This window comes from Pseudomonas putida (assembly GCF_001636055.1).
GTDB lineage: Bacteria > Pseudomonadota > Gammaproteobacteria > Pseudomonadales > Pseudomonadaceae > Aquipseudomonas > Aquipseudomonas machongensis.
The window spans coordinates 2,416,603-2,440,203 of the sequence record NZ_CP011789.1; the positions used below are offsets into that span (position 1 = coordinate 2,416,603).

Sequence of the window (23,601 nt, forward strand, 5' to 3'; positions counted from 1 at the left end):
ACCTCAGACCAGCGCGTTGCGCTTGGCCACTTCGATCAGGTCGACCAAGGTATCGACCCTTAACTTCTGCATCAGGCGTTTTTTGTAGGTGCTGACCGTCTTGTTGCTGAGGAACATGCCTTTGGCTATTTCCTTGTTGCTGCGCCCCTGTGCGAAAAGTTGAAGAACCATCAACTCTCTGTCGTTAACTTGTCGGAAAAGATCCATGTCACGAGCGGATATTTCCTGGTGGGGGTTCATTGCCTGGCTGGGGAAGTAGTTGTAACCAGAAAGTACGGCCTTGACTGCGCTGAGCAATTCACTCAGATCTTCCTGCTTGCATACGAATCCGGCAGCGCCTGAGTGCATGCAACGGATCGCGAACAACGCAGGCGACTGTGCCGTCAATACCAGCACTTTCAGTGGCAGCCCCATGGTCTGAAAACGTGCCAGGACTTCCAAACCGTCGAGCTTGGGGATGCTGATGTCGAGGATGACCAGGTCAGGCTGGGTCTCACGGATCATCTGCATGGCCTCGACGCCGTTGTCAGACTCGCCAATGACCTTGTAGCTCTGATTTTCCAGCAACATGCGAATGGCCAGGCGAATCACGGGGTGGTCATCAACAATAAATATGGAGCTCATATCAACTTCCCAGTCGGCGATTGTCAGATGCAAACAAAACCTTATCGCAGTTGACCGCCTTCGCGTATGAGAGGCTAGGCGTAACGCCATATATGGGAAAAGACCTACGTCCAAGTACTACACGCAGCTTGGATTTGTATGAGTTTTGTAAGGAGTCAAGACGAGAAAGTCACTAAATCTCAAATTATTCTTCTGAGCATTTAATGGCGCAGTGGTTGCGTAGGAAGTTTCTCTCAAGAGGGACGGCAAGCTGCGGCTGACCGTCCCTCGTTGTCTGTCAATGAGGGCTGGAGCGTCCTGTCATTTCTCCAGCCATTTCACTGGCGTAGCTGTCGGTCATGCCAGCGATGAAGTCGATCATGCGCAGGAAGGCGTTGTGCAAGGTGCCGTGTGGATCGGGGGCGTGGTTGCCGATCAGGTCCAGCACACGCCGACTCTTGAATGACGGCGCGCGCCCGCCGTGTTGCTCCAGCGCTGCGCCGCAGAAGGCATTGAGGAGGATCTCCAGCGTGGTATAGGCGCCGATCTCGTGCAGGGTCTTGCGCTTGTCCTGGAAGATCTTCTTGCGCGCGATATCCTTGGCCTGCAGCACACAGTGCTTGGCCGGTCCGTGCATGTGCTCGACCAGGTCCCCTGCCAGATGCCCGGCCAGCAGTGCCTGTTGCTGTTCGACGAAGGCCTCGGCGGCGGCGTTGGTCAAGTGCTCGATGGCCTTGCCGCGCAGAATGGCCAGCTTGCGCCGACGAGAATCCGCCGGGCCCAGTTGCCGATAGGTGTCGGGCAGGTCGTCACCGACCAGGTCCAGCAGCAGCGCCTCGACCTCGGCGTACTGCAGCAGCTCCATCTCCAGGCCGTCCTCCAGGTCGATCAGCGCGTAGCAGATGTCGTCCGCGGCCTCCATCAGGTACACCAGCGGGTGACGAGCCCAGCGTTGTTCCTCGAGCTGTGGCAGGCCCAGCTTGTGAGCGATCTGCTGCAGCAGCGGCAGTTCGCTCTGGTAGCAGCCGAACTTGTGTTTCTTGTACCCCAGCGCGTCGGCATGACGGGCGCTCCATGGGTACTTGAGGTAGGTGCCGAGGGTGGCGTAGGTCAGGCGGGTGCCGCCGTCGAACTGGTGGTATTCCAGCTGGGTGAGCACGCGAAAACCCTGGGCGTTTCCTTCGAAGTTGAGGAAGTCGGCACGTTGGTCGTCGCTCATGTCGTCGAGCCACCCACGGCCCGCTGCCTGCTGAAACCAGTGGCGGATGGCGTCTTCACCGGAGTGGCCGAACGGTGGATTGCCGATGTCGTGAGCCAGGCAGGCCGATTGCACGATCATGCCCAGGTCGCTTGGTGCACACCAGTCGGGCAGGTTGGCGCGCAAGGTCTCGCCGACCCTCATGCCCAGCGAGCGGCCTACGCAACTGACTTCGAGGGAGTGGGTGAGGCGGGTGTGGATGTGGTCGTTGCTGGACACCGGGTGGACCTGGGTCTTGCGCCCCAGGCGGCGGAAGGCGCCGGAGAAGATGATGCGGTCATGGTCCTTGTGGAATGGGCTGCGGCCCAGTTCTTCGGGGCTGTACAAGGCTTTGCCGAGGCGTTCGCGGTTGAGCAGGGTATGCCAGTCCAAGGCTCGATCTCCCGTCAGATGGTGGCCATAGCTTCCCGTGTCACGGGCGCCCGCGCAAGCGGCGGGCGCCTCGTTTCAGCGATGACGGCCGTTCTGCAGGAACAGGCGCACCAGAGGGGCCAGGCTGCCACCCAGGCGCACCAGGCGCGCCAGGTTGCCGCTGCGCACGCCCTTTCCGGTCAGAAAGCCCATGGCGACCACGACACCCAGGCCCCACAGCGGAGCGTGCTTGATGCCGAGGCCGTTTTGGACTGATGCGCCCATGCCGCGCAGGCGCTGGACCGGCTCGAGCAGTTGACGGGACTCGTGGCGGATCTCCTGGCGGTGCATTTCCAGACGCAGGCGTAGCAGCGCCTTGCGCAGTTCGCGAGGATTACGGGTATTAGGCAGTTCAGGCAGGCTCATGGCAACAGGCGCTCCCGGTCCTTGGCGAGTTCTTCGAGGGTGCTGTTGAACGGTGAAGATTCATCGAACACAGCGGCCTTCAGGCGCAAGCCGCAAAAGAGTGCCGCGGCGCTGTAGAACACGCAAAGGCCGACGATGCCGGCCAATCGGTAGCTGTCCCACAGCAGTACCAGGATCAGCCCGGACAGCGCGGTCAGCAGGAGCAGGGCGAATACCAGTGCCAGGCCGGCGAACAGCAGCAGGCGAAGGGTTCGGCCTTTCTGCTCTTGCAATTCGATGCCGAACAGTTCGATGTGGCTGTGCAGCAGCCCCAGGATGGCCGCGCCGAGGCGTCTGCCGGAAACGCCGGCGCCGATGGCATCGTTGTCCATGCGTCCTCCTCAGCGGCGGCTGGCGAGCAGGCCGACCAGCAGCCCGACACCGGCTGCGATGCCGATGGCCTGCCATGGGTTTTCCTGTACGTACTCCTCGGCACTGCCCAGCGCTGCCTGACCGCGCTCGCGGACCGAGTCCTGGGTCAGTTGCAGGCTTTCGCGGGCCTGCTGCAGGCGGTCGTGGATCTGGCCACGCAGCTCGTCGGCCTGGTCGCCCGCCAGATTGGCGGTGTCGGCGAGCAATTTCTCGGTGTCGCGCACCAGTGCCTGGAAGTCAGCCATCAAGATCTCTTGTGCAGTCTTTGCCGATTTGCTGGCCATGGGGTCTCTCCCTGTCGATGTGTGTGGCTATTTCGAGTGATGAGTGTGGCGGAAGGTTCACCACTTGTCGCTGGTACGGCGTTTGCTTTGTTCTGCCGTGTCGCGGGGCGTCGATGCCGGGCGCTGCCCCGTCTGCGTGCAAGGCCCTGGCCGACACCGATAAACCTTAACCCAATCCACGACAAACCCAAGAAAAAACCACTCCCTGTGTAGCCGCTCCCCCAAAACGGGGCGCACGGCAGGCACCGATCAGGTGCGCGAGCAAGGTTTCTGAACTGTCCTGGTGCACTTTTCAGCAGGTCTGCCCATTCCATGGAAAACATGCATAGCGCGATGGACTCACTGGTCCATGGCTCCAACACCCTGTTCATCCTCATGGGGGCCATTCTGGTCCTGGCCATGCACGCGGGTTTCGCCTTTCTCGAGGTCGGTACCGTGCGGCACAAGAACCAGGTCAATGCCCTGTGCAAGATTCTCAGCGACTTCGCCGTCTCGGCGCTGGTGTATTTCTTCATCGGCTACTGGATCGCCTATGGCGTCAGCTTCTTCCAGCCGGCTGCGCAGTTGGCCAGCGATCATGGCTATGCCTTGGTCAAGTGCTTCTTCCTGCTGACCTTCGCTGCGGCGATTCCGGCAATCATCTCCGGAGGCATCGCCGAGCGTGCGCGTTTTGCCCCGCAGTTATGTGCCACCGCGCTGATCGTGGCCTTCGTCTACCCCTTCTTCGAAGGGGCGGTGTGGAACGGCAACCTGGGCGTCCAGGCCTGGTTGCAAGCCCGGTTTGGCGCACCATTCCATGACTTTGCCGGTTCGGTGGTGGTGCATGCCATGGGCGGCTGGCTCGCGCTGGCTGCCGTCATCCTGCTCGGTGCCCGTCGCGGACGGTACCGTGATGGACGGCTGGTGGCTTTCGCTCCTTCCAGTATTCCGTTCCTCGCGCTGGGGTCGTGGATCCTGATCATCGGCTGGTTCGGCTTCAACGTCATGAGTGCACAAACCCTGGAGGGTGTCAGCGGCCTGGTGGCGATCAATTCGCTGATGGCGATGGTGGGCGGCACGCTCTCGGCCTTGCTGGTCGGGCGCAATGACCCGGGCTTCCTGCACAATGGCCCGCTGGCCGGATTGGTGGCGGTGTGTGCCGGTTCCGATCTCATGCACCCGGTTGGCGCGCTGGTGACCGGGCTGGTGGCGGGAGCACTGTTCGTGTGGTGCTTCACTGCCTCGCAGAATCGCTGGAAAGTCGACGATGTACTTGGCGTATGGCCGCTACATGGTGTATGCGGCGTTTGGGGCGGTTTGGCGTGCGGTATCTTCGGCCAGTCGGCGCTCGGAGGGCTGGGCGGTGTCAGCCTGGCGAGCCAGTTGTTTGGCAGCCTGGCAGGCGTACTGGTGGCCTTGGCTGGTGGCTTTGCCGTGTACGGTCTAGTCAGGGCGGTACATGGTTTGCGCTTGAGCCATGAGCAGGAGTTCCAGGGGGCGGACCTGTCCCTGCACCGTATCGGCGCTACCAGTCAGGATTGAGCAGCAGATGCAGGCGGCTCCCGGCGGGCCTAGAATGAGCGTCTCTTCACTGGGCCCGGGAACTGATAATGCTGCCTGAATGCCAATTGTTCGGCACCTTGGGGTGCCATTTGTGTGAAGTCGCCGAGGCTGTGTTGATGCCGTTCGTCGAGCACGGGCTGTGGGTCGAATTGGTTGATATCGCCGATGATGAAGCCATGTTCGAGCGTTACGGCTTGATCATCCCTGTCTTGCGTCGCTGCGACAGCGGCACCGAACTGCTCTGGCCGTTCGACGCGCAGCAGGTGGCGGCGTTCCTCAAGTGACAGGTAGGGGGGAGCGTTTCCTTCATCCCGTCCGGTGTGGTCCTGGTCGATGATACTGGCCCGATACAGTCGATCACCCGGGGACACATCATGTTTCTTACGCCGAACTTCACGCTCGAAGAGATGACGTTTTCGCTGGCCGCCGCGCACAACGCTATACCCAACGATCCCGGTCCCGAGGCTTTGGCCAATCTGCGCTTGCTGTGCGGGGTGCTCGAAGAGGTGCGAGCCTTGATCGACTCCCCGATCCAGATCACCAGCGGTTTTCGCAATGAAACCGTCAACCAGCTTGTGGGCGGCGTGCGCAACAGTGCGCATTGCCTCGGCCTGGCGGCCGACATGTGCGTGAAAACGATGACGCCCCGGCAACTGGCCGAATGCATTCGCGACAGTTCCATTGTGTTCGATCAACTGATCCTGGAGTTCGACACCTGGGTTCACCTGGCCATTTCACGCGACAACCCCAGGCGCCAGGTAATGACTGTTCGCAAGGGGACCGGCCACCTGCCAGGCTTGCAATGAGCTGTTGCGAATTGACGGAATGGCCACGGTATTCGTATGCTGTATAAAGATACAGTATTTGGGGTGAGGCGATGCACAATGTCGAGCAACTGAAGTACAGCGTCAACCGCATGCCCCCGGAAGCGGTGTGCGATGCGGTGCTCGAGCTGCGCATGGAGGGCTTGGTGACCGACGACCGTACTCCGTTCGGCAAGGTCCATTTCAATACCTGCTTTGCCGAGATCGAGGCACTGTTCCAGCGCGCAGGGTTTCATCGCCCGCTGGATGTCGTTGGCTACGAGGGGGTGGTCTACGCCCTTTATGATGCCGGACGCTGGGAGGCGGTGCAGGTGTTGCGCTGGCTCAAGTCGCGTTGTGAGCAAGTTGGCGAGGCTGGTTGAGTGAGCGGGCATTGGCGATAATGCCCGCTCATTGATTACAGAGCCTGCCATGTCCACGCCGTTCGACCCCGCTCACCAGCAAGCCAGTACCGTTTGTTTGCCGCCTGGCGATTGGAGCACGGTCCTCGATTGCCTGTGCGATCACTTCAAGGCGATTGGTCGTGACCAATGGCTCGATCGCTTCAGTCGAGGGCGAGTGCTGGATGCCGAGGGCAGGGCAGTGGCGGCCGATCTGCCTTATCGACGTGGCATGCGTCTGCATTACTTTCGTGAAGTCCCCAATGAAAAGCCCATTGCGGCGCAGGAAACGATCCTGCATTGCGATGAGCACCTGGTGGTGGCGGACAAGCCGCATTTCCTGCCAGTCACACCCACGGGCGAATATGTCGAGCACACCCTGCTTCGACGCCTGATCCGTCGTCTGGACAATCCCCATCTGGTGCCGCTGCACCGCATCGACCGGCATACGGCGGGGTTGGTGCTGTTCTCGTCCAATCCGCAGTCGCGCAGCGCCTATCAGCGGCTGTTTCCCGAGCGACGCATCGACAAACGCTACCAGGCCATCGCTGCACCGCTGCCGACGCGGGAATTTCCGTTGGTGCACCGTAGTCGGCTGGAGCATGGTGAGCCGTTCTTTCGCATGCGTGAGGTCGAAGGGGTGGCGAACAGCGAGACCCTGGCCGAAGTCCTGGAGAAGAACGGTAACCTGTGGCGTTACGGGCTCTCGCCCGTGACCGGCAAGACCCATCAGTTGAGAGTGCACATGGCGGCACTGGGCGCCGCGATCAGCAACGACCCGTTCTACCCGACATTGCTCGAGGGCGAGGACGACTACGAGCGGCCATTGAAACTGCTGGCGCAAAGTCTCGAGTTCGACGATCCGCTGACGGGTGAAAAGCGGTATTTCCAGAGCCGTTTGAGTCTGGACTGGTAAAAAAAGGGGCTGCCTCACGCAGCCCCTTTTTTGTCACTCAGCGGTTGAACCGCTCCACTAGCGAGTACTGCGTTCCAGCCGTACTGGTCAGTTCTTCACTGAGCAGTGCCGAATGCTGCGCCTGCTCTGCCGTCTGGTCGGCCAGATCGGCTATGGTGCTGATGTTACGGCTGATCTCGTCCGCCACTGCAGTCTGCTCTTCGGTGGCAGCAGCGATCTGGGTAGCCATGTCGGTGATGTTGGCCACCGCTTCGCTGATCCCTACCAGCGCCTGGTCGGCTTGCATCACTCGCTCGACGCCTTCCTCGGCCTGACGGTGGCCGGTCTCCATGGTTTGCACGGCATTGCTGGCAGTCTGCTGCAGCTTGGCGATCAGGCCGTGGATCTGTCCGGTGGATTCGGCGGTACGTTGCGCCAACTGGCGCACTTCGTCGGCAACCACAGCGAAGCCCCGGCCCATTTCGCCGGCGCGGGCCGCTTCGATGGCAGCATTGAGCGCCAGCAGGTTGGTCTGGTCGGCGATGCCCTTGATCACATCGACCACACCACCGATCTCGTCGCTGTCCTTGGCCAACTGGGTGACGGTCTGGCCGGTTTCACCCACCGCTGCGGAGAGGCGTTCGATGGCTTCGCGGGTTTCCCCGGCGATCTGACGGCCCTCGCTGGTCAGGCGATTGGCTTCCTGGGTAGCGTCGGCGGTGCGCTGCACGTGGTTGGCCACTTCTTGCGTGGTAGCAGCCATCTGGTTGACGGCAGCGGCGACTTGCTCGGTCTCCACGCGCTGGCGCTCCAGCCCCGAAGAACTCTTGTGCGCCAGCACATCGGACTGGCGCGCCTGCTCGCTCAGGTGCTCGGCACTGTCCTGCAGCCGGGTGAGGCAGGTTTTCAGGCGGGATTCCTGGCTGAGCATGGCCATTTCCAGGCGTGCCTGCACGCCACGGCTGTCGGTGAACATCTGCGCGATCAGCGGATCGGAAGTGGTCTGTTCGGCCAGGCGCAACAGGCGCTTGAGGCCGCGCTGCTGCCAGGTGAGGCCAAGCAGGCCGAGGGGGACGGAAACGGCAGCAGCCAGGGCAAAGCCCCAGGAGTGGCCGAGCCAGTTGCCGATGAGGAAGCCGATCTGGCTGATGAGAATGAACGGCAGCCAGTCCTGCAGTACCGGCAACCACTTGTCACGACGCGGCACCGCCGGCTTGCCCTGGTTCAGACGCTGGTAAAGCGCTTCGGCGCGACGGATCTGTTCGGCCGTGGGCTTGACCCGCACCGACTCGAAACCGATTACCTGGTTGTTGTCGAAGATCGGCGTGACGTAGGCATTGACCCAGTAATGGTCGCCCGACTTGCAGCGGTTCTTGACGATCCCCATCCACGGCAGGCCCTGCTTGAGGGTCTGCCACATGTGGGCGAACACTGCTGGGGGCACGTCAGGGTGGCGTACCAGATTGTGTGGCGCTCCCGTGAGCTCTTCGCGTGAGAAACCGCTGATTTCGATGAAAGCATCGTTGCAGTAGGTGATCACGCCTTTGGCGTTGGTGGTGGAAATCAACCGCTGCTGGGCAGGGAAAGTCCGTTCTCTCTGGGTAATCGGCTGGTTGTTACGCATTGGCTGTTCAATCCGCAAGGCTTTCGACAGGTATCGGCAAGCCCATGGTTTTATTGAATGAATATTTAACTTGCTTGATCTGGAGCAATAAGTGGCCATGAGCCATCAGCTAGGGAAGCGGCTCGTTGGTTGCATTTGCACTCAAGATGTCAGCATTTTTAACGATTTATGACGTTATGGTCCGATCATGACTCGGTGTTCAGCCTGGGGCCAGCATCGGATAGGTAAACAGGGCGAAATGTGTCAGGTTGACAGCGAAATGGCACACGACCGCAGCGCTCAAGCCGCCGAGTCGATACGCCAGGCCGTAGCCGATACCCGCAAGGCTTGCCAGGTAGAACCACTGCCATCCGCTCCCCAGATGCGCCAGGCCGAACAACAGCGCGGCCACGATCAATGCAAGCCCCTGGTGCCTGAACAGGCGTTGCAGCCCACCTTGGATATAGCCGCGGAACAGCAGCTCTTCGGTCAGGCTGACCAGCAGCAGGTTGTTCAGGGCCCAGATCCAGGTCTGTTCCGGCCATTTCGGTGCCCAACCCACCATTCCAAGCAACCAGGCGCCACCCAGGCAAGCCAGCAGTGTCAGCGGCAAGACCAGCCCGAGGCTTGGCAGTAGACCGTGCCCGCGCAGGCTCAGGATCCAGGGGCAAGCCAGCAGAATCCAGAGGCCGATCAGCGGCTTGTCCAGGTTCAGGTACATGGAGAACGGCAGCGCGCCCTCGCTGAACACCACCTTGTCGATGACCTTTGCCCCCTGGAAACCGGGCAACCAGTGCAGCGCCAGGGCAAGGGCCAGGACGATGAACAAGCCATGCCCGAGCACTCTTTGCCAACCTGCGGGTCGTCGCACCAGCAGTGCGGTACAACACAGGGCGAGCAAGGCGGGCAGGGCGGCGAGTCCCAGGTGGCCGTGGAACAGGGCCAGGGCATAGCCCAGACCAAGCAGGGCGAGGACGATCCAGTGGGCAGGCGACATCGGAAATCCGGTGGGTGGCAAATCGATATGATGCTTTGACTCACCCCGAAGGCGCCAGGACACGTCGCGGAGGCATCGCGGGCGAACCCGCGATGCCTTCCCTTCAACCGGCGATCAGTTGTCGCAGCACGTAGTGCAGAATCCCGCCCGACTTGAAGTACTCGACTTCATTGAGTGTGTCGATCCGGCACAGCACCTCGATCTCCTGTTGCTGGCCATCCTCGCGCAGGATGCGCAACTGCAGGTTCATGCCCGGGCGGATCTGCGCGCCACTGAGCCCCAGCACATCGATGCGCTCCTTGCCGGTCAGGCCCAGGCGCTTGCGATCGTCGCCAGCCTTGAACTGCAGGGGCAGAACGCCCATGCCTACCAGGTTGGAGCGGTGGATACGCTCGAAGCTCTCGGCCAACACTGCCTTGACCCCCAGCAGGTTGGTGCCCTTGGCGGCCCAGTCGCGGCTGGAGCCGGTGCCGTATTCCTGCCCGGCGATCACCACCAGCGGCGTGCCTTCCGCCTGATAGCGCATGGCGGCATCGTAGATCGACAGTTTTTCGCCGCTGGGCACATGCAGCGTATTGCCGCCTTCCTCGCCGCCGAGCATTTCGTTGCGTATGCGGATATTGGCAAAGGTGCCGCGCATCATCACTTCGTGGTTGCCGCGACGTGAACCATAGGAGTTGAAGTCGCGCGGCTCCACGCCCTTGTCGCGCAGGTAGCGACCGGCAGGGCTGTCGGCCTTGATGTTGCCGGCTGGAGAGATGTGGTCGGTGGTCACCGAGTCGCCGAGCAGCGCGAGAATGCGCGCCCCGTGCACGTCGGCTATTTCCGGCAGCGGGCCGCCGATATCGTCGAAGAACGGCGGGTGCTGGATGTAGGTGGAGTCGTCCTGCCAGACATAGGTAGCGGCCTGGGGTACTTCGATGGCCTGCCATTGGGCGTCACCGGCAAACACCTCGGCATACTCCTTGTGGAACATGGCGGTATCGACCTTGGCCACTGCGTCGGCGATTTCCTGTTGGCTGGGCCAGATATCGCGCAGGTATACCGGCTGGCCGTCCTTGCCAGTGCCCAGGGCATCCTGGGTGAGATCCACGCGCACGCTGCCGGCCAGGGCATAGGCCACCACCAGCGGTGGCGAGGCCAGCCAGTTGGTCTTGACCAGCGGGTGCACCCGGCCTTCGAAGTTGCGGTTACCCGACAGCACCGACGCCACGGTCAGGTCGGCACTGCCGATCGCTTTCTCGATGGCCTCGTCCAGCGGCCCCGAGTTGCCGATGCAGGTGGTGCAGCCATAGCCGACCAGGTCGAAGCCCAACTGATCGAGGTAGGGGGTAAGGCCGGCCGCCTTGAAGTAGTCAGTGACCACTTTCGAACCTGGGGCCAGTGAACTCTTGACCCAGGGTTTGCGAGCCAGGCCTTTCTCGATGGCTTTCTTGGCGACCAGCCCGGCGGCCATCATCACGCTGGGGTTGGAGGTGTTGGTACAGGAGGTGATGGCCGCGATCACCACGGCGCCGTCGCGCAGCTTGTGGGTCTGGCCGTTGTGCGTGTAGTCGATCTCGCCGGCCTGGTCGGCGTTACCCACGGCAACACCGCCACCCCCTTCGCTTTCCAGGCGTCCGACCTCCTTGGCCAAGGGCTTGGGCTGCAGTTCGATGAAGCCGTCGAAGGCCTGGCTGACCTTGGACAGCGCCACTCGGTCCTGCGGGCGCTTGGGCCCGGCGAGGCTGGCTTCGACCTCATGCATGTCCAGCGCCAGGCTGTCGCTGAACAGCGGTTCCTGGCCAGGCAGGCGCCACAGGCCCTGGGCCTTGCAGTAGGCCTCGACCAGTTGCACGGTCTCGTCGGGGCGACCGGACAAGCGCAGGTAGTCGAGGGTGACGTCATCGACCGGGAAGAAGCCGCAGGTGGCGCCATATTCCGGCGCCATGTTGGCGATGGTGGCGCGGTCGGCCAGCGGCAGGTCGGCCAGGCCGTCGCCATAGAATTCGACGAACTTGCCGACCACGCCCTTCTTGCGCAGCATCTGCGTGACCGTCAGCACCAGGTCGGTGGCGGTGATGCCTTCGCGCAGCTTGCCGGTGAGCTTGAAACCGATCACCTCTGGGATCAGCATCGACACCGGCTGGCCTAGCATCGCCGCCTCCGCCTCGATGCCACCGACACCCCAGCCGAGCACGCCCAGGCCGTTGATCATGGTGGTGTGCGAGTCGGTGCCGACCAGGGTGTCGGGGAAGGCGTAGGTGCGCCCGTCTTCCTCGCGGGTCCACACGGTGCGGCCAAGGTATTCCAGGTTGACCTGGTGGCAGATCCCCGTGCCCGGTGGCACCACCCGGAAGTTGTCGAAGGCACTCTGGCCCCAGCGCAGGAAGGCGTAGCGTTCGCCGTTGCGCTGCATCTCGATGTCGACGTTCTGTTCGAAGGCTTCGGCGGTGGCGTAGCGGTCGACCATCACCGAGTGGTCGATCACCAGGTCAACCGGCGACAGCGGGTTGATCCGCTGGGGATCGCCGCCCGCCTTGGCCATGGCCGCGCGCATGGCGGCGAGGTCGACCACGGCGGGCACGCCGGTGAAGTCCTGCATCAGTACCCGCGCAGGTCGATACTGGATCTCGCGGTCGGAGCGTCGCTCTTGCAGCCAGCCGGCCAGGGCTCGCAAGTCGTCGCCGGTGACGGTTTCACCGTCCTCCCAGCGCAGCAGGTTTTCCAGCAGGACCTTGAGCGACATGGGCAGGCGTTGCAGGTCGCCCAACTGGCTGGCGGCCTCGGTGAGGCTGAAATAGTGGTAGGCGCGGTCGGCCACCTGGAGGGTCTTGAGGGTTTTCAGGCTATCGAGCGAGGGCATTGCCAACTCCTTGTGCTCCGGTGCCCGGCAGTCGTGGTTACCGGTATCACCGCTCTGTATCGGCCCGCACGGCACGGGCCAGGCTGAACAATCAGGTTAGACCGCTTTGGCGGGCCTGACGTTGTTCTGGACCTGCGGGGCATGTCGCAGGTTCCGAACTTCCTTTATCATTCGCCGCCCTGGCGCTGTCTGCGCCAGTGATGTGGAGTAAGAGATGAATACCCTGTTCATGCATTGCCGGCCCGGCTTCGAGGGCGAGGTCTGCGCCGAAATCAGCGAACACGCCGCGCACCTGGGCGTGGCCGGCTATGCCAAGGGCAAGCCGCAGAGCGCCAGCGCCGAATTCGTTTGCCTCGACGAAGGCGGTGCCGAACGCCTGATGCGTGAGCTGCGCTTCGACCGGCTGATCTTCCCGCGCCAATGGGCGCGCGGCGACTTCGTCGAGCTGCCGGAGACTGACCGGATCAGTGTGCTGCTCGAGCACCTGGCGGGCCTGCCGGTGTGTGGCAGCCTGTGGCTGGAGGTGCTCGACAGCAACGAAGGCAAGGAGCTGTCGACCTTCTGCCGCAAATTCGAGGTGCCGCTGCGCAAGGCGCTGGAGAAGGCCGGGCGTCTGGTCGAGGATGCCAGCAAGCCACGCCTGCTGCTGACGTTCATCAGTGGCCGACGGGTGTTTCTCGGCCTGGCCGAAGCGGGCAATTCGGCACTGTGGCCGATGGGCATCCCGCGCCTGAAGTTCCCGCGCGAGGCGCCGAGCCGCTCGACCCTCAAGCTTGAGGAAGCCTGGCACCAGTTCATCCCGCGCGATCAATGGGACCAACGCCTGAACGACGACATGACCGGCGTCGACCTGGGCGCTTCACCGGGCGGCTGGACCTACCAGCTGGTCAAGCGTGGCATGCTGGTCACCGCCATCGACAACGGCCCGATGGCTGAAAGCCTGATGGATACGGGGCTGGTGCAGCATTTGATGGCCGACGGCTTTACCTGGAAGCCCAAGCAGACCGTTGACTGGATGGTCTGCGACATCGTCGAGAAGCCCGCACGCACGGCCTCGCTGATCGAAACCTGGCTGGGCGAGGGGTTGTGCCGCGAGGCCGTGGTCAACCTCAAGCTGCCGATGAAGCAGCGTCACGCCGAGGTGCGCAAGCTGCTCGATCGCATCGAGGCCTCGTTCAAGGCGCGCAAGGTCAAGGTGTCGATAGCCTGCAAACAGCTGTACCACGACCGCGAAGAGGTCACTTGCCACCTTCGCCGGCTCGACCTCAAGCCGCGCTGAGACGATCGGGGCCGTGCTGCGGCCCCTGTTTGACCTGCACGCGGTTTGCGCGACAATACCCCACAATTTGCGGAGCCCACCATGACCGACTTCACTCCAGACGCGACCCTCGACGCCACCGGCCTGAACTGTCCGGAGCCGGTGATGATGCTGCACCAACACGTGCGCAACCTCGCTGCCGGCGGCCTGCTCAAGGTCATCGCCACCGACCCCTCGACCCGTCGCGACATCCCCAAGTTCTGCACCTTCCTCGGCCATGAGCTGGTGCAACAGCAGGAAGACGCCGGCACCTACCTGTACTGGATTCGCAAGAAGGCCGACTGAGCTGGATCGCACAGGCCACAGCGCCTACACTGCGCTCCCCTGAAAGGAGAGCGCCCATGCTGATCGTTGCCGACGAAAATATCCCGCTGCTCGATGCCTTCTTCGCCGGATTCGGCGAAATCCGCCGTTACCCTGGCCGGGCCATCGATGCAGCCTGTGTCAGGGATGCCGATCTGCTGCTGGTGCGCTCGGTCACCCGCGTCGACCGGCAACTGCTCGAAGGCAGCAAGGTGCGCTTCGTCGGCACCTGCACCATCGGCACCGACCACCTTGATCTCGAATACTTCGCTCAGGCCGACATCCACTGGAGCAGCGCGCCTGGCTGCAACGCCCGCGGCGTGGTGGACTACGTGCTGGGCAGCCTGCTGACCCTGGCCGAGCTCGATGGCGTGGAGCTGCCCAAGCGGGTGTATGGCGTGGTCGGAGCCGGTGAGGTGGGCGGGCGTCTGGTCCGTGTACTGCGAGGCCTGGGCTGGCGGGTGCTGGTGTGCGATCCGCTGCGCGCGGCCAGCGAAGAGGGCGATTTCGTCAGCCTGGACACGTTGCTTGAGCAATGTGACACCATCAGCCTGCATACCCCGCTGCAACGCGGCGGCGAACATCCGACCTGGCATCTGCTCGGTGCGCGGCAACTGGCCCGCCTGCGCCCAGGGGCCTGGCTGATCAATGCCAGCCGCGGGCCGGTAGTGGACAACGACGCCCTGCGCGAGCTGCTGCTGGACCGCGAGGATGTCCACGCGGTGCTGGATGTCTGGGAGGGCGAGCCGCAGGTCGACCTGGCGCTGGCCGACCTGTGCACCCTGGCCACGCCGCATATCGCCGGCTACAGCCTCGATGGCAAGCAGCGCGGGACCGCGCAGATCTACCAGGCCTTCTGCCGTTCGCAAGGTTTGCCGGAGCAGGTGCACCTGGCCGACTTGCTGCCGTCGCCAGCGCTGGCACGCCTGGACTTCGATGCCAACGCCGACCCGGCCTGGGCGCTGGCAACCCTGTGCCGTGCGGTCTACGACCCGCGTCGCGACGATGCGGATTTTCGTCGCAGCCTGAGCGAGGATCCTACCGAGCAACGTGCGGCATTCGACCTGCTGCGCAAGCAGTATCCGGTCCGTCGCGAGATCGAAGGGCTGGCGGTACGGGTACAGGGTGACGCGCCACAGCTGGTGCAGGCCATCAATGCTCTGGGCGCGGTGCTGGTCTAGCCCGCGTCGGGTGCGGGTGTCTGCCAGGCGGGTTTACGGGCAATCTGTAAATTTCGTAAATAAGATTTAAACCTATTTGAGAATCGTTATATTCGCCATCCCTGACGGACCCGCCTTTTTGCCGGGCCGGTGGGCGAGGGGCCTGCCGACCGGGGCGCGGCTTGCTTCTCGCACACGATTTCAGGAGATGTACCGATGCACACCCGACCTTCCCCGCACCGCCTGGCGCTGGCCATCGTTGCCCTGGCCGCGCCCGTGGCAACGACTTCAGCATTCGCCGAGCAGGCGCTGGTCATCGAAGACACGCTGGTGACCGCCGAGCGTGAGGCGCGCCAGGCGCTGGGATCGTCGGTCATCACCGAAGAGGACATCAAGCGCCGCCCGCCGGCCAATGACCTGTCCGACATCATCCGCCGCGAACCCGGGGTCAACCTCACCGGCAACAGTGCCAGCGGCGCCCGTGGCAACAACCGGCAGATCGACCTGCGCGGCATGGGCCCGGAAAACACCCTGATCCTGATCGATGGCAAGCCATCGAGTGCACGCAACTCGGTGCGCTATGGCTGGAACGGCGACCGCGATACCCGCGGCGAGACCAACTGGGTGCCGGCCGAAGCGGTCGAGCGCATCGAAATCCTGCGTGGCCCCGCAGCCGCGCGCTATGGCTCGGGCGCCATGGGCGGGGTGGTCAACATCATCACCAAGCGCCCCAGCGACGCACTCAAGGGCAGCGTCAGCCTGTACACCCTGATGCCGGAGGACAGCGCCGAGGGCGCCAGCCACCGGACCAACTTCAACCTCGGTGGTGGCCTGACCGACACCCTGGGGTTCCGTCTGTATGGCGGCCTGGCCAAGACCGACGCCGACGACCTGGACATCAACGCCGCACACGCTGGCAGCTCGACCGTGGCCGGGCGCGAGGGTGTGCGCAACAAGGATATCAACGGCCTGCTGAGCTGGAAGCTCAACGACGAGCATCGCCTGGAGATGAGCGCAGGCTACAGCCGCCAGGGCAATATCTACGCTGGCGACACCATGAACAGCAACGGCGGTGGCAACGCGCAGCTGATCTCCAGCCTGTATGGCCACGAGACCAACGTGATGCAACGCAACACCTACGACCTGACGCACCTGGGCGACTTCACCTGGGGCACCAGCAAGACCGTGCTGGCTTATGAGTACGTGCGCAACTGGCGCTTGAACGAGGGCATGGCCGGGCGTACCGAAGGGGCGATCGACGGCAACGATGCGGCATTCTCGCGCTTGCGCAACACGCGCCTGTCGAGCGAGGTCAACTTGCCGTTCGCCGTGGGCGCCACGGAGCACGTGCTGACCGTTGGCGGCGAGTACCTCTATGAAACCCTCAACGACCAGGGCTCGTTCCGTCCGCAAAGCTCCGACCCGACAGGCGTTGGCAACGACGTGATCGCAGGCTTCGACCGTAGCGATTCGAAGATGCAGGCGCGCAGCCATGCCTTGTTCGTCGAGGACAACATCATCATCGGCGCGACCACCGTCACGCCGGGCCTGCGTTTCGATCACCACGAGACCTTCGGCGACAACTTCAGCCCTAGCTTGAACCTGTCGCACAAGATCACCGACGAACTGACCTTCAAGGGCGGCATCGCCCGTGCCTACAAGACGCCAAACCTGTACCAGTCCAACCCCAGCTACCTGCTCTACAGCCGCGGCAATGGCTGCAGCGTGCAGCAGACCAACTCCGGCGGCTGCTACCTGCAGGGCAACGCCGACCTCAAGCCTGAGATCAGCGTCAATAAGGAGATCGGCCTGCTGTATGACCGCGGCACCTGGCGCACCAGTGCGACCTATTTCCGCAACGACTACCAGAACAAGATCATTGGCGGCACCGACGTGGTCTACGCGATCAATGGCGGCAGTCGTGTGACCCAGTGGGAAAACGCCGGCAAGGCACGGGTAGAGGGCCTCGAGGGCAACCTGTTCGTCGAGCTCACCCCGAGCCTGGACTGGAACACCAACCTGACCTGGATGCTCGACAACGACAACCGCGAGACCGGCGAGCCGCTGTCGGTGATCCCCGAGTACACGGTCAACACCACCCTGGATTGGCGTGCGACCGACAAGTTGTCGCTGCAGCTGGCCGGTACCTGGTTCGGCAAGCAGAAGTCGCCGACCTGGAACTACCGCACCCAGGAGCGCTATGACGAGTCGGCGCAGAAGGATGTCGAAGCCTATGGGCTGGTGGATGTGAGTGCCGGGTACAAGTTCAACGCCAACTACGATGTGCGGGTGGGGCTAAACAACGTGTTCGACAAGCAGATCCTGCGCGGCGGCAACGCGAGCAGCGCCGGTGCCAACACCTACAACCAGCCGGGCCGGGCGCTGTTTGCGGCGTTGAATATTTCGTTCTGATATCAAAACACAGGCGCCCCCCTGTAGGAGCGGGCTCGTCCCGCGATCGGGCGCGTAGCGGCCGTAGATCAGGCAACCGGGGTATTCCTGAAACACCTCGAAGCCCGGTTTTAAGGCCGCTTCGCGCCCGATCGCGGGACGAGCCCGCTCCTACAGGGTATGTGAAGTTTTTCAGGTCGATCAACGGTGGCGCTTAGCACTCAATTGGGTGCAACAACACCGCGCGCTGCTCCAGCCAGCGCTCGAAGCAGGTGAAGGTCGCGACCGCCGCAGCCACGGTGCGGGCCTGGTTTTCGGGTGACAGGGGGTGCCGATCCAGGCGTTCGAGAAAGCCGCGCCAGTGGCTGGCGGTGGCGCTGCCATACACATCGAGAAAACCACCGCCGCTGTCGGCGTCGATACCCAGGCGCTGCGCCATGGCACGCCTGAGCACCTGACCACCGAGGGTGGAGCCCTCCACTACGTACATCACACCCAGCGCGCTGGCCTCATCGGTGATGGCTGGCAAGTCCCGGCACAGCGGCAGCGCGTCTATCTGCTCGGCGCTCAGCTTGAGCGCCTGCAGGTCGCGGCACAGCGCCCCAGCCTTGTTGCGCTCACTGCCCTGGTGCGTTGCCAGCAATGCTTCGAGCGGTGCGTGAAAGCCGTAGTACGCCTCGATGAGGCGGCGATAAGCGTCGTGGTCGAAACCTTCGCTGAAAAACGGCAGGCGCGCCTCCAGGGCCTTGTGACAGGCCTGCGTACCTTCACGCAGAGCGAGCAGGACAGGACCGGGAGGGGGGCGGGAGGTGATGGTCATCGAATCGACTCTGATGGCTAATTGCCTGGGTTAGACTGACGATCCTAGCGCAGCGTTCCTCGATGCCCTAATCCTCATTTGCCAGAGAAACTCCAAGGTGAAAGCCGTCCGTCTGACCCTGGTCTGCCATGCCCTGACCCACGCCCAGAAAACCGGGCGATTTGCGCTGGCCGACGATCCCGTACTGGGCGATGCCCCGCTGTTGAAGGCTGTGCCCGACGGAGTGCAAGTACTCAGCGCACCCGAACTGCGCGCCCGAGAAACCGCCGCCTGGCTCGGCCCCGAGGTGCGTATCGAGACGGCGCTGGCCGACTGTGGCATGGGGCATTGGCAGGGCGTTGCGCTCAAGCAGTTGCAGCGCGAGCAGAGCGAAGCCCTGGCGTGGTGGCAGGTCGACGTGGACGCGGCGCCCCATGGTGGAGAGTCCTTCGCCGCGTTGCACAAGCGCGTGGCGCAGTGGCTGGAGGCATTCGACACGCCGGGCGACTGGTGGGCGGTCACGCACCCGATGGTGATGCGCGCCGCGATGGTCGAAGTGCTCGGCAGTTCGCTCGGGGCCTACCAGCGTATCGATATCCCGCCGTGCTCACGGCTCGAACTCAGCCGAACCGAGGTCTGGCGCATGCGCCTGGGCCCGGCCTGAGGGGCGGGATCAGAAGGCCAGCTTGTAGCCGATCAGCAGCAGCATGCCCGCCAGGCAGGGACGCAGCACACGATCGGAGATGCGGCCTGTGAGGTGGCTGCCCAGGTAGATGCCCGGCAGCGAGCCGAGCAGCAGGTAGCCGAGCAGCGACCAGTCCATATTGCCCATGCCGGCATGGCCCAGCCCCGCGACCAGGGTCAGTGGCACGGCGTGGGCGATTTCGGTGCCGACCAGGCGCCGTGTCACCAGGAACGGGTAGAGCAGGAACAGCGCCACGGTGCCCAGGGCGCCGGCACCGATCGAGGTCAGGGTGACCATGACCCCGAGCACTACACCGGTGATCACGGTGAGGAGGTTCAGGCTGCGGTCGCTGAGATGGTAGTGATCGCCTGCATGCTTGCTGGCGAAGGCCTGCAGGCGCGACTTGAACAGGATCGCCAGGGCGGTAAGGATCAGCACCACCGCCAGGCCCTGCTTGATGATGGCGTTGAGTGCCGAGGTATCGGCATGCAGGGTGCTGAGGAACCACAGGGTCAGCGCTGCCGCGGGCACGCTGCCCAGGCTCAGCCAGCCGGTGATCTTCCAGTCGATGTTCTTGTTGCGTGCATGCACCCAGACGCCACTGGCCTTGGTGATTGCCGCGTAGAGCAGGTCGGTGCCCACGGCGGTGGCGGGATTGATACCGAACCACAGCAGGATCGGCGTCATCAGCGATCCGCCGCCGACGCCGGTCATGCCAACGATGAAACCCACGACCAGCCCGGCAATGGTGAAACCGAAAGAACCTACATCCATACGCTACTCAATCTGCCCGCTAGCCCGTTGTCGGATGGCAGAAGGATATAGATTGTTCTTTATAGCCAAATAGAATTGTTCGTTATTAGGTTATAACGCGGCAGCGCCACAGGTCTCCTGTAGGAGCGGGCTTGCCCGCGAAAAGAACACCGCGGAGCATGGCACCGGCTGCGCCGGTGATCGCGGGGCAAGCCCGCTCCCACAGGGGATTGGGCTGACCTTTAGATTTTGAGTAAGACAGTGACTCCCACAGGGATTGAGCTGGCTGTCAGATTTTGAATAAGACAGCTGCTCCTCCAAGTGCAGTGAAGCAGTTTCAGATCCTGAAACTGCCCACCAACTGCTTCAAGCGTCCCGCCTGCTGGGTCAGCGCATCGCAGTGGCGCAGGGTTTCGTTGAGGTTCTGCACCCCTTGCTGGTTGAGTGCGTTGATCTGGGTGATATCCAGGTTCAAGCTCTCGACCACCGCGCTCTGCTCCTCGGTCGCTGTGGCCACCGACTGGTTCATGCCATCGATCTCGCCGATGCGCAGGGTCACGCTGGCCAGGCGCTCGCCCGCCTGGTTGGCCACCTGCACGGTCTGCTCGCTGGAGACCTGGCTGGCGTTCATGGTGTGCACCGCCTCGCGCGAGCCAACCTGCAGGCTGGTGATCATGCGGTGGATCTCTTCGGCCGACTCCTGGGTGCGGTGTGCCAGGTTGCGCACCTCGTCGGCGACCACGGCGAAGCCTCGGCCCGCTTCCCCGGCGCGCGCGGCTTCGATGGCGGCGTTGAGCGCCAGCAGGTTGGTCTGCTGGGAGATGCCCTTGATCACGTCGAGGATCTTGCCGATCTCGTCGGTGCTGGCGTTGAGGGTTTCGATCTGCTCGCACGACTCGCTGATCTTGTGCGACAGCGCGGTCATGGCGTTGATCGCATCCTCCACCACCTGGCGCCCGTCGTTGGCCTGATCGCTGGCGCCGCTGGCGTGCTGCGAGGCATCGGCGGCATTGCGTGCGATTTCCTGGGTGGCGGCGCCGAGCTGATTGATCGCTGCCGCCACGCTGTTGGTACGCAGGCTTTGTTCCTCGGAGCCGTTGATCGAGGCGTTGGAAGCACTCATCACCTGTTCGGACAGGTCGTGCACCTGCCGCGTGGCCGAGGCCACTTCACTGATCGAGGCGTGGATACGCTCGACGAAGCGGTTGAAGGCCATGGCCAGCTCGCCGAACTCGTCCTTGTGCTGCACCTGCAAGCGACGGGTGAGGTCGCCTTCGCCTTCGGCGATATCGTGCATGGCGCGGCCCATGGTGGTCAGCGGGCGCATCAGCAGGGGGATCAGCAGGCCGAGCACGGCAGCGATGGCGGCCACGGCAATGATCATGGCGATGATGGCCGAACTGCGGAACTGGCCGAGGGCGGCGTAGGCCTTGTCTTTGTCGATGGACAGGCCGATGTACCACTGCGCCGAGGGTAGCCCCTTGACCTGGGTGAAGGAGACGATCCGCTCTTCGCCGCCGAGGGTCACGTCCTGCATGCCCGGCTCGACCCGCAGGCCGCTGCCGGGGTAGATGTCCTTGAGGTTCTTCATCAGCTGGTCCTTGTCGGGGCTGACGATTACCTGGCCTTCACGGTCGACCAGGAAGGCGTGGCCGATACCGCCGAAGTCCACCGCGTTGATGATGTCGACCAGGCTGTCCAGGCTCAGGTCACCACCGACAACCCCGAGCAGCTCACCATTGTTGCGGGCCTTGACCGGTATGGCGATGGTCACCACCAGGCCGCCCACCGATGCCTGGTAGGGCGGTGTCAGCAGGGTCTGGTTGGCGCTCACCGCAGCGGTGTACCAAGGGCGTTTGCGCGGGTCGTAGCCTTCGGGCATCTGTGCGTCGGGGCGCTGGGTGAACAGCCCGGTGTTCTGGCCGAAGTAGGTGAACTGGAAGTTGCTGGTGTAAGAGGGTTGGTCGACCAGCCCGGCGACCTGATTGCCGGTGCCTTGCTGGGCGATGTCCTGGGCGAGGTTCTCCAGGATCAGGATGCGTCCGCCCATCCAGTTCTGCACGCTGCTGGCGGTGAGCGCGCCGGCCTGCTGGACCGAGGATTCGATGTTCTGGCGGATGGTGTTGCGTTGCAGGTAGTCGTTGTAGAGGGTGAACAATGCGAATGCCAGTACCACGACACCGCAGGCGCTGAGGAGGATCTTGTGGCGGAACTTCAGGTTCATGTTTCGAGACCTTGAGCCGATGCTGGGGAGGCCGCCATGCACTTTTGGCGCGTAGCGGCGCCTGTCGGGATCGGTATCGGCCTGCCGGTCAAAAGGTTGAGTTAGACGTTGTTCTGGCCGACGAGCGGCCATGTGCGGTCAACCGCCAGCCAGCAGCTCCACCAGCGCCCGCGCGGCCTGCCCGAGGGGCTGTTGCTTGAGCCACAGCGCATGCACCGGCAACTGCAGTTCGTTGCGGGTGTTGCGAAACGCCAGGCGCACCAGCCGCCCGGCTTCCACCAAGGGGGCGACCCGCGTTGCCGGCAGGTCGCCCCAGCCGAGGCCTGCTTCGACCATCTGCAGGGCCAGGTCGACGCTGTCGGTACGCCAGTGCGTGGTGCCGATCAGCGAGCGGGTGTCGCGCAGCGGCAGGTCGCGGCTGTGTACCAGGATCTGACGGAGGCTGACCAGGTCTTCGAGGTCGCGGATGCGCCCCTGGCGCAGTGCTGGATGGTTGGGCGACAAGGCTGCCACCAGCGACTCGCTGCCCAGGTGCTGGAAGCTGCGCTGCGGATCGACCTGCAACCCGGCAAAGGCCAGGCACAGCCCGACGCGGCCGCTGTCCAGCAGGTGCAGGGCGTCCTCCTGCGGTGCGCTGAGCAGCTCGATGTCCAGCAACGGATAGCGTTCGCCCAGCCGCGCAATGGCGGCCAGCAGCGGACGCGGGTCGATGTCCGGCACCACGGCGATCGCCAGGCTGCTTTCGAGCCCTCGCGACAGTTCAAGCGCATGCACTTGCAGTAACCCCAGTTGCTCGGCGATCAGCCGTGCGTGCGGCTCCAGAGCGCGGGCGCGGTCTGTGGCGCGGACCTCGCGTGCTCCGCGCTCGAACAGCGCGTAGCCGAGTTCGGCCTCGAGATTGCCGATGGCCATGCTCACCGCCGACGGCACCCGCCCCAGCACCCGTGCGGCAGCGGAGAACGAGCCGCGGTCGAGCACGGCGAGGAACAGTTGGATGTTGTCGCTGGAAAAATTCATGCGATTCTCCTTTCAGTCAATCTGAAAGGTGCTGACTTTTTCTGTCAAGAATATTGACTCATTCTCGTCGCCTTCATTTCCTGCATTCCGAGGTAATCACGGTGCAAGGCGTCAAGCGCAAACTGGTCTACGTGACCTTCTATGAACTGACCGGCCTGGGCATGTCGACTCTGGGGCTGGCCTATCTCTCCGATACCCCGGCCTCGCATACCGGCCCCCTGGCGGTAATGATCACCACCATCGCCATGTTCTGGAATCTGGTCTACAACAGCCTGTTCGAACACTGGGAGAGCCGTCAGGCCAAGCGTGGGCGCAGCCTGGCACGTCGTGTGGCGCACGCGGTGGGCTTCCAGCTGACGCTGGTGCTGTACCTGATTCCGCTGATTGCCTGGTGGCTGGACATGAGCCTGGTCGAGGCATTCGTGGTGGACCTGGCGTTCATCGTGCTGGTGCCGTGCTACACCTTCGCCTACAACTGGGCGTTCGACCGCATATTCGGCCTGCCGACCTCGGCCATGGCAGTGGCCTGAGG

Annotated in this window: 23 protein-coding genes and 1 pseudogene; 11 read left to right on the forward strand and 13 right to left on the reverse strand. The window is 63.3% G+C overall.

Translation table 11 applies throughout. The annotated features are described in order from the left end of the window. Positions 1-3 precede the first annotated feature (3 nt). The 5 genes from AB688_RS10920 to AB688_RS10940 form a co-directional block, all read right to left on the reverse strand. Positions 4-624 carry a response regulator transcription factor gene (locus AB688_RS10920; protein WP_063544006.1) on the reverse strand — a complete coding sequence of 207 codons (621 nt, stop codon included), beginning with the start codon at positions 622-624 and terminating at the stop codon, positions 4-6. Between the two features lie 277 nt (positions 625-901). After that, on the reverse strand, positions 902-2,233 hold the full coding sequence (locus AB688_RS10925) for a deoxyguanosinetriphosphate triphosphohydrolase (RefSeq protein ID WP_054892456.1): 1,332 nt from the start codon (positions 2,231-2,233) through the stop codon (positions 902-904). 75 nt (positions 2,234-2,308) lie between these two features. Then, positions 2,309-2,638 (reverse strand): hypothetical protein, encoded by a 330-nt coding sequence (locus tag AB688_RS10930; protein ID WP_063544008.1) that lies wholly within the window; start codon positions 2,636-2,638, stop codon positions 2,309-2,311. Next, positions 2,635-3,009: a phage holin family protein gene (locus tag AB688_RS10935; protein ID WP_063544010.1), complete on the reverse strand. Its 375-nt coding sequence runs from the start codon at positions 3,007-3,009 to the stop codon at positions 2,635-2,637. The genes AB688_RS10930 and AB688_RS10935 overlap by 4 nt, the downstream gene beginning before the upstream one ends. A gap of 9 nt (positions 3,010-3,018) precedes the next feature. Further along, positions 3,019-3,333 (reverse strand): DUF883 family protein, encoded by a 315-nt coding sequence (locus AB688_RS10940; protein ID WP_054892453.1) that lies wholly within the window; start codon positions 3,331-3,333, stop codon positions 3,019-3,021. Between the two features lie 312 nt (positions 3,334-3,645). Between AB688_RS10940 and AB688_RS10945 the strand changes: the two genes are divergently transcribed. The 5 genes from AB688_RS10945 to AB688_RS10965 all read left to right on the forward strand — a co-directional run bounded on the left by AB688_RS10945 (position 3,646) and on the right by AB688_RS10965 (position 6,995). Beyond that, complete coding sequence (locus tag AB688_RS10945) at positions 3,646-4,854, forward strand: ammonium transporter (protein ID WP_063544012.1); 1,209 nt, start codon at positions 3,646-3,648, stop codon at positions 4,852-4,854. Positions 4,855-4,922: 68 nt separating this feature from the next. Then, entirely contained in the window at positions 4,923-5,159 is a 237-nt protein-coding gene (locus AB688_RS10950) for a glutaredoxin family protein (RefSeq protein WP_063544014.1), read from the forward strand. Between the two features lie 90 nt (positions 5,160-5,249). Then, positions 5,250-5,681, forward strand: a complete 432-nt coding sequence (locus AB688_RS10955; protein ID WP_063546693.1) for a D-Ala-D-Ala carboxypeptidase family metallohydrolase — start codon at positions 5,250-5,252, stop codon at positions 5,679-5,681. A gap of 71 nt (positions 5,682-5,752) precedes the next feature. Further along, complete coding sequence (locus tag AB688_RS10960) at positions 5,753-6,061, forward strand: hypothetical protein (RefSeq protein ID WP_054892451.1); 309 nt, start codon at positions 5,753-5,755, stop codon at positions 6,059-6,061. Positions 6,062-6,110: 49 nt separating this feature from the next. Further along, positions 6,111-6,995, forward strand: coding sequence for a pseudouridine synthase (locus AB688_RS10965; protein WP_063544016.1), 885 nt, complete (start codon positions 6,111-6,113; stop codon positions 6,993-6,995). Between the two features lie 37 nt (positions 6,996-7,032). On the opposite strand, the gene AB688_RS10970 is transcribed toward AB688_RS10965, so the two are convergent. From AB688_RS10970 to acnA, 3 genes are all read right to left on the reverse strand, one after another. Beyond that, positions 7,033-8,598: a methyl-accepting chemotaxis protein gene (locus AB688_RS10970; RefSeq protein ID WP_063544018.1), complete on the reverse strand. Its 1,566-nt coding sequence runs from the start codon at positions 8,596-8,598 to the stop codon at positions 7,033-7,035. A gap of 199 nt (positions 8,599-8,797) precedes the next feature. Continuing rightward, positions 8,798-9,574, reverse strand: a complete 777-nt coding sequence (locus AB688_RS10975; protein WP_063544020.1) for a CPBP family intramembrane glutamic endopeptidase — start codon at positions 9,572-9,574, stop codon at positions 8,798-8,800. 103 nt (positions 9,575-9,677) lie between these two features. Further along, a complete protein-coding gene (gene acnA, locus AB688_RS10980) occupies positions 9,678-12,419 on the reverse strand; it encodes an aconitate hydratase AcnA (RefSeq protein ID WP_063544022.1) in 2,742 nt (913 codons plus the stop codon). Positions 12,420-12,633: 214 nt separating this feature from the next. On the opposite strand from acnA, the gene rlmM reads away from it, so the two are divergent. The 4 genes from rlmM to AB688_RS11000 all read left to right on the forward strand — a co-directional run bounded on the left by rlmM (position 12,634) and on the right by AB688_RS11000 (position 17,612). After that, on the forward strand, positions 12,634-13,698 hold the full coding sequence (gene rlmM / locus AB688_RS10985) for a 23S rRNA (cytidine(2498)-2'-O)-methyltransferase RlmM (RefSeq protein ID WP_063544024.1): 1,065 nt from the start codon (positions 12,634-12,636) through the stop codon (positions 13,696-13,698). Positions 13,699-13,779: 81 nt separating this feature from the next. Continuing rightward, positions 13,780-14,022, forward strand: coding sequence for a sulfurtransferase TusA (gene tusA, locus AB688_RS10990; protein ID WP_054892445.1), 243 nt, complete (start codon positions 13,780-13,782; stop codon positions 14,020-14,022). Positions 14,023-14,078: 56 nt separating this feature from the next. Beyond that, positions 14,079-15,221, forward strand: coding sequence for a 4-phosphoerythronate dehydrogenase PdxB (gene pdxB, locus AB688_RS10995; protein ID WP_063544026.1), 1,143 nt, complete (start codon positions 14,079-14,081; stop codon positions 15,219-15,221). A 195-nt stretch (positions 15,222-15,416) separates the two neighbouring features. After that, positions 15,417-17,612: a TonB-dependent siderophore receptor gene (locus tag AB688_RS11000; RefSeq protein WP_063544028.1), complete on the forward strand. Its 2,196-nt coding sequence runs from the start codon at positions 15,417-15,419 to the stop codon at positions 17,610-17,612. Positions 17,613-17,805: 193 nt separating this feature from the next. Here AB688_RS11000 and AB688_RS11005 read toward each other — a convergent pair whose 3' ends face one another. After that, entirely contained in the window at positions 17,806-18,411 is a 606-nt protein-coding gene (locus AB688_RS11005) for a biliverdin-producing heme oxygenase (protein WP_063544030.1), read from the reverse strand. A gap of 97 nt (positions 18,412-18,508) precedes the next feature. Between AB688_RS11005 and AB688_RS11010 the strand changes: the two genes are divergently transcribed. Then, positions 18,509-19,054, forward strand: a complete 546-nt coding sequence (locus AB688_RS11010) for a histidine phosphatase family protein (protein WP_063544032.1) — start codon at positions 18,509-18,511, stop codon at positions 19,052-19,054. A gap of 9 nt (positions 19,055-19,063) precedes the next feature. Here the strand turns inward: AB688_RS11010 and AB688_RS11015 are convergent, their stop codons facing one another. From AB688_RS11015 to AB688_RS11025, 4 genes and pseudogenes are all read right to left on the reverse strand, one after another. Further along, on the reverse strand, positions 19,064-19,849 hold the full coding sequence (locus AB688_RS11015) for a sulfite exporter TauE/SafE family protein (protein WP_054892440.1): 786 nt from the start codon (positions 19,847-19,849) through the stop codon (positions 19,064-19,066). A 316-nt stretch (positions 19,850-20,165) separates the two neighbouring features. After that, positions 20,166-21,044 (reverse strand): methyl-accepting chemotaxis protein, encoded by an 879-nt coding sequence (locus AB688_RS27485; protein ID WP_371926246.1) that lies wholly within the window; start codon positions 21,042-21,044, stop codon positions 20,166-20,168. Between the two features lie 24 nt (positions 21,045-21,068). Beyond that, positions 21,069-22,184 (reverse strand): annotated as a pseudogene (locus tag AB688_RS27490) (cache domain-containing protein); the annotation flags it as partial. 6 nt (positions 22,185-22,190) lie between these two features. Then, positions 22,191-23,069 (reverse strand): LysR family transcriptional regulator, encoded by an 879-nt coding sequence (locus tag AB688_RS11025; RefSeq protein WP_063544036.1) that lies wholly within the window; start codon positions 23,067-23,069, stop codon positions 22,191-22,193. 101 nt (positions 23,070-23,170) lie between these two features. On the opposite strand from AB688_RS11025, the gene AB688_RS11030 reads away from it, so the two are divergent. Next, positions 23,171-23,599, forward strand: coding sequence for a PACE efflux transporter (locus AB688_RS11030; RefSeq protein WP_063544038.1), 429 nt, complete (start codon positions 23,171-23,173; stop codon positions 23,597-23,599). Positions 23,600-23,601: the final 2 nt, after the last annotated feature.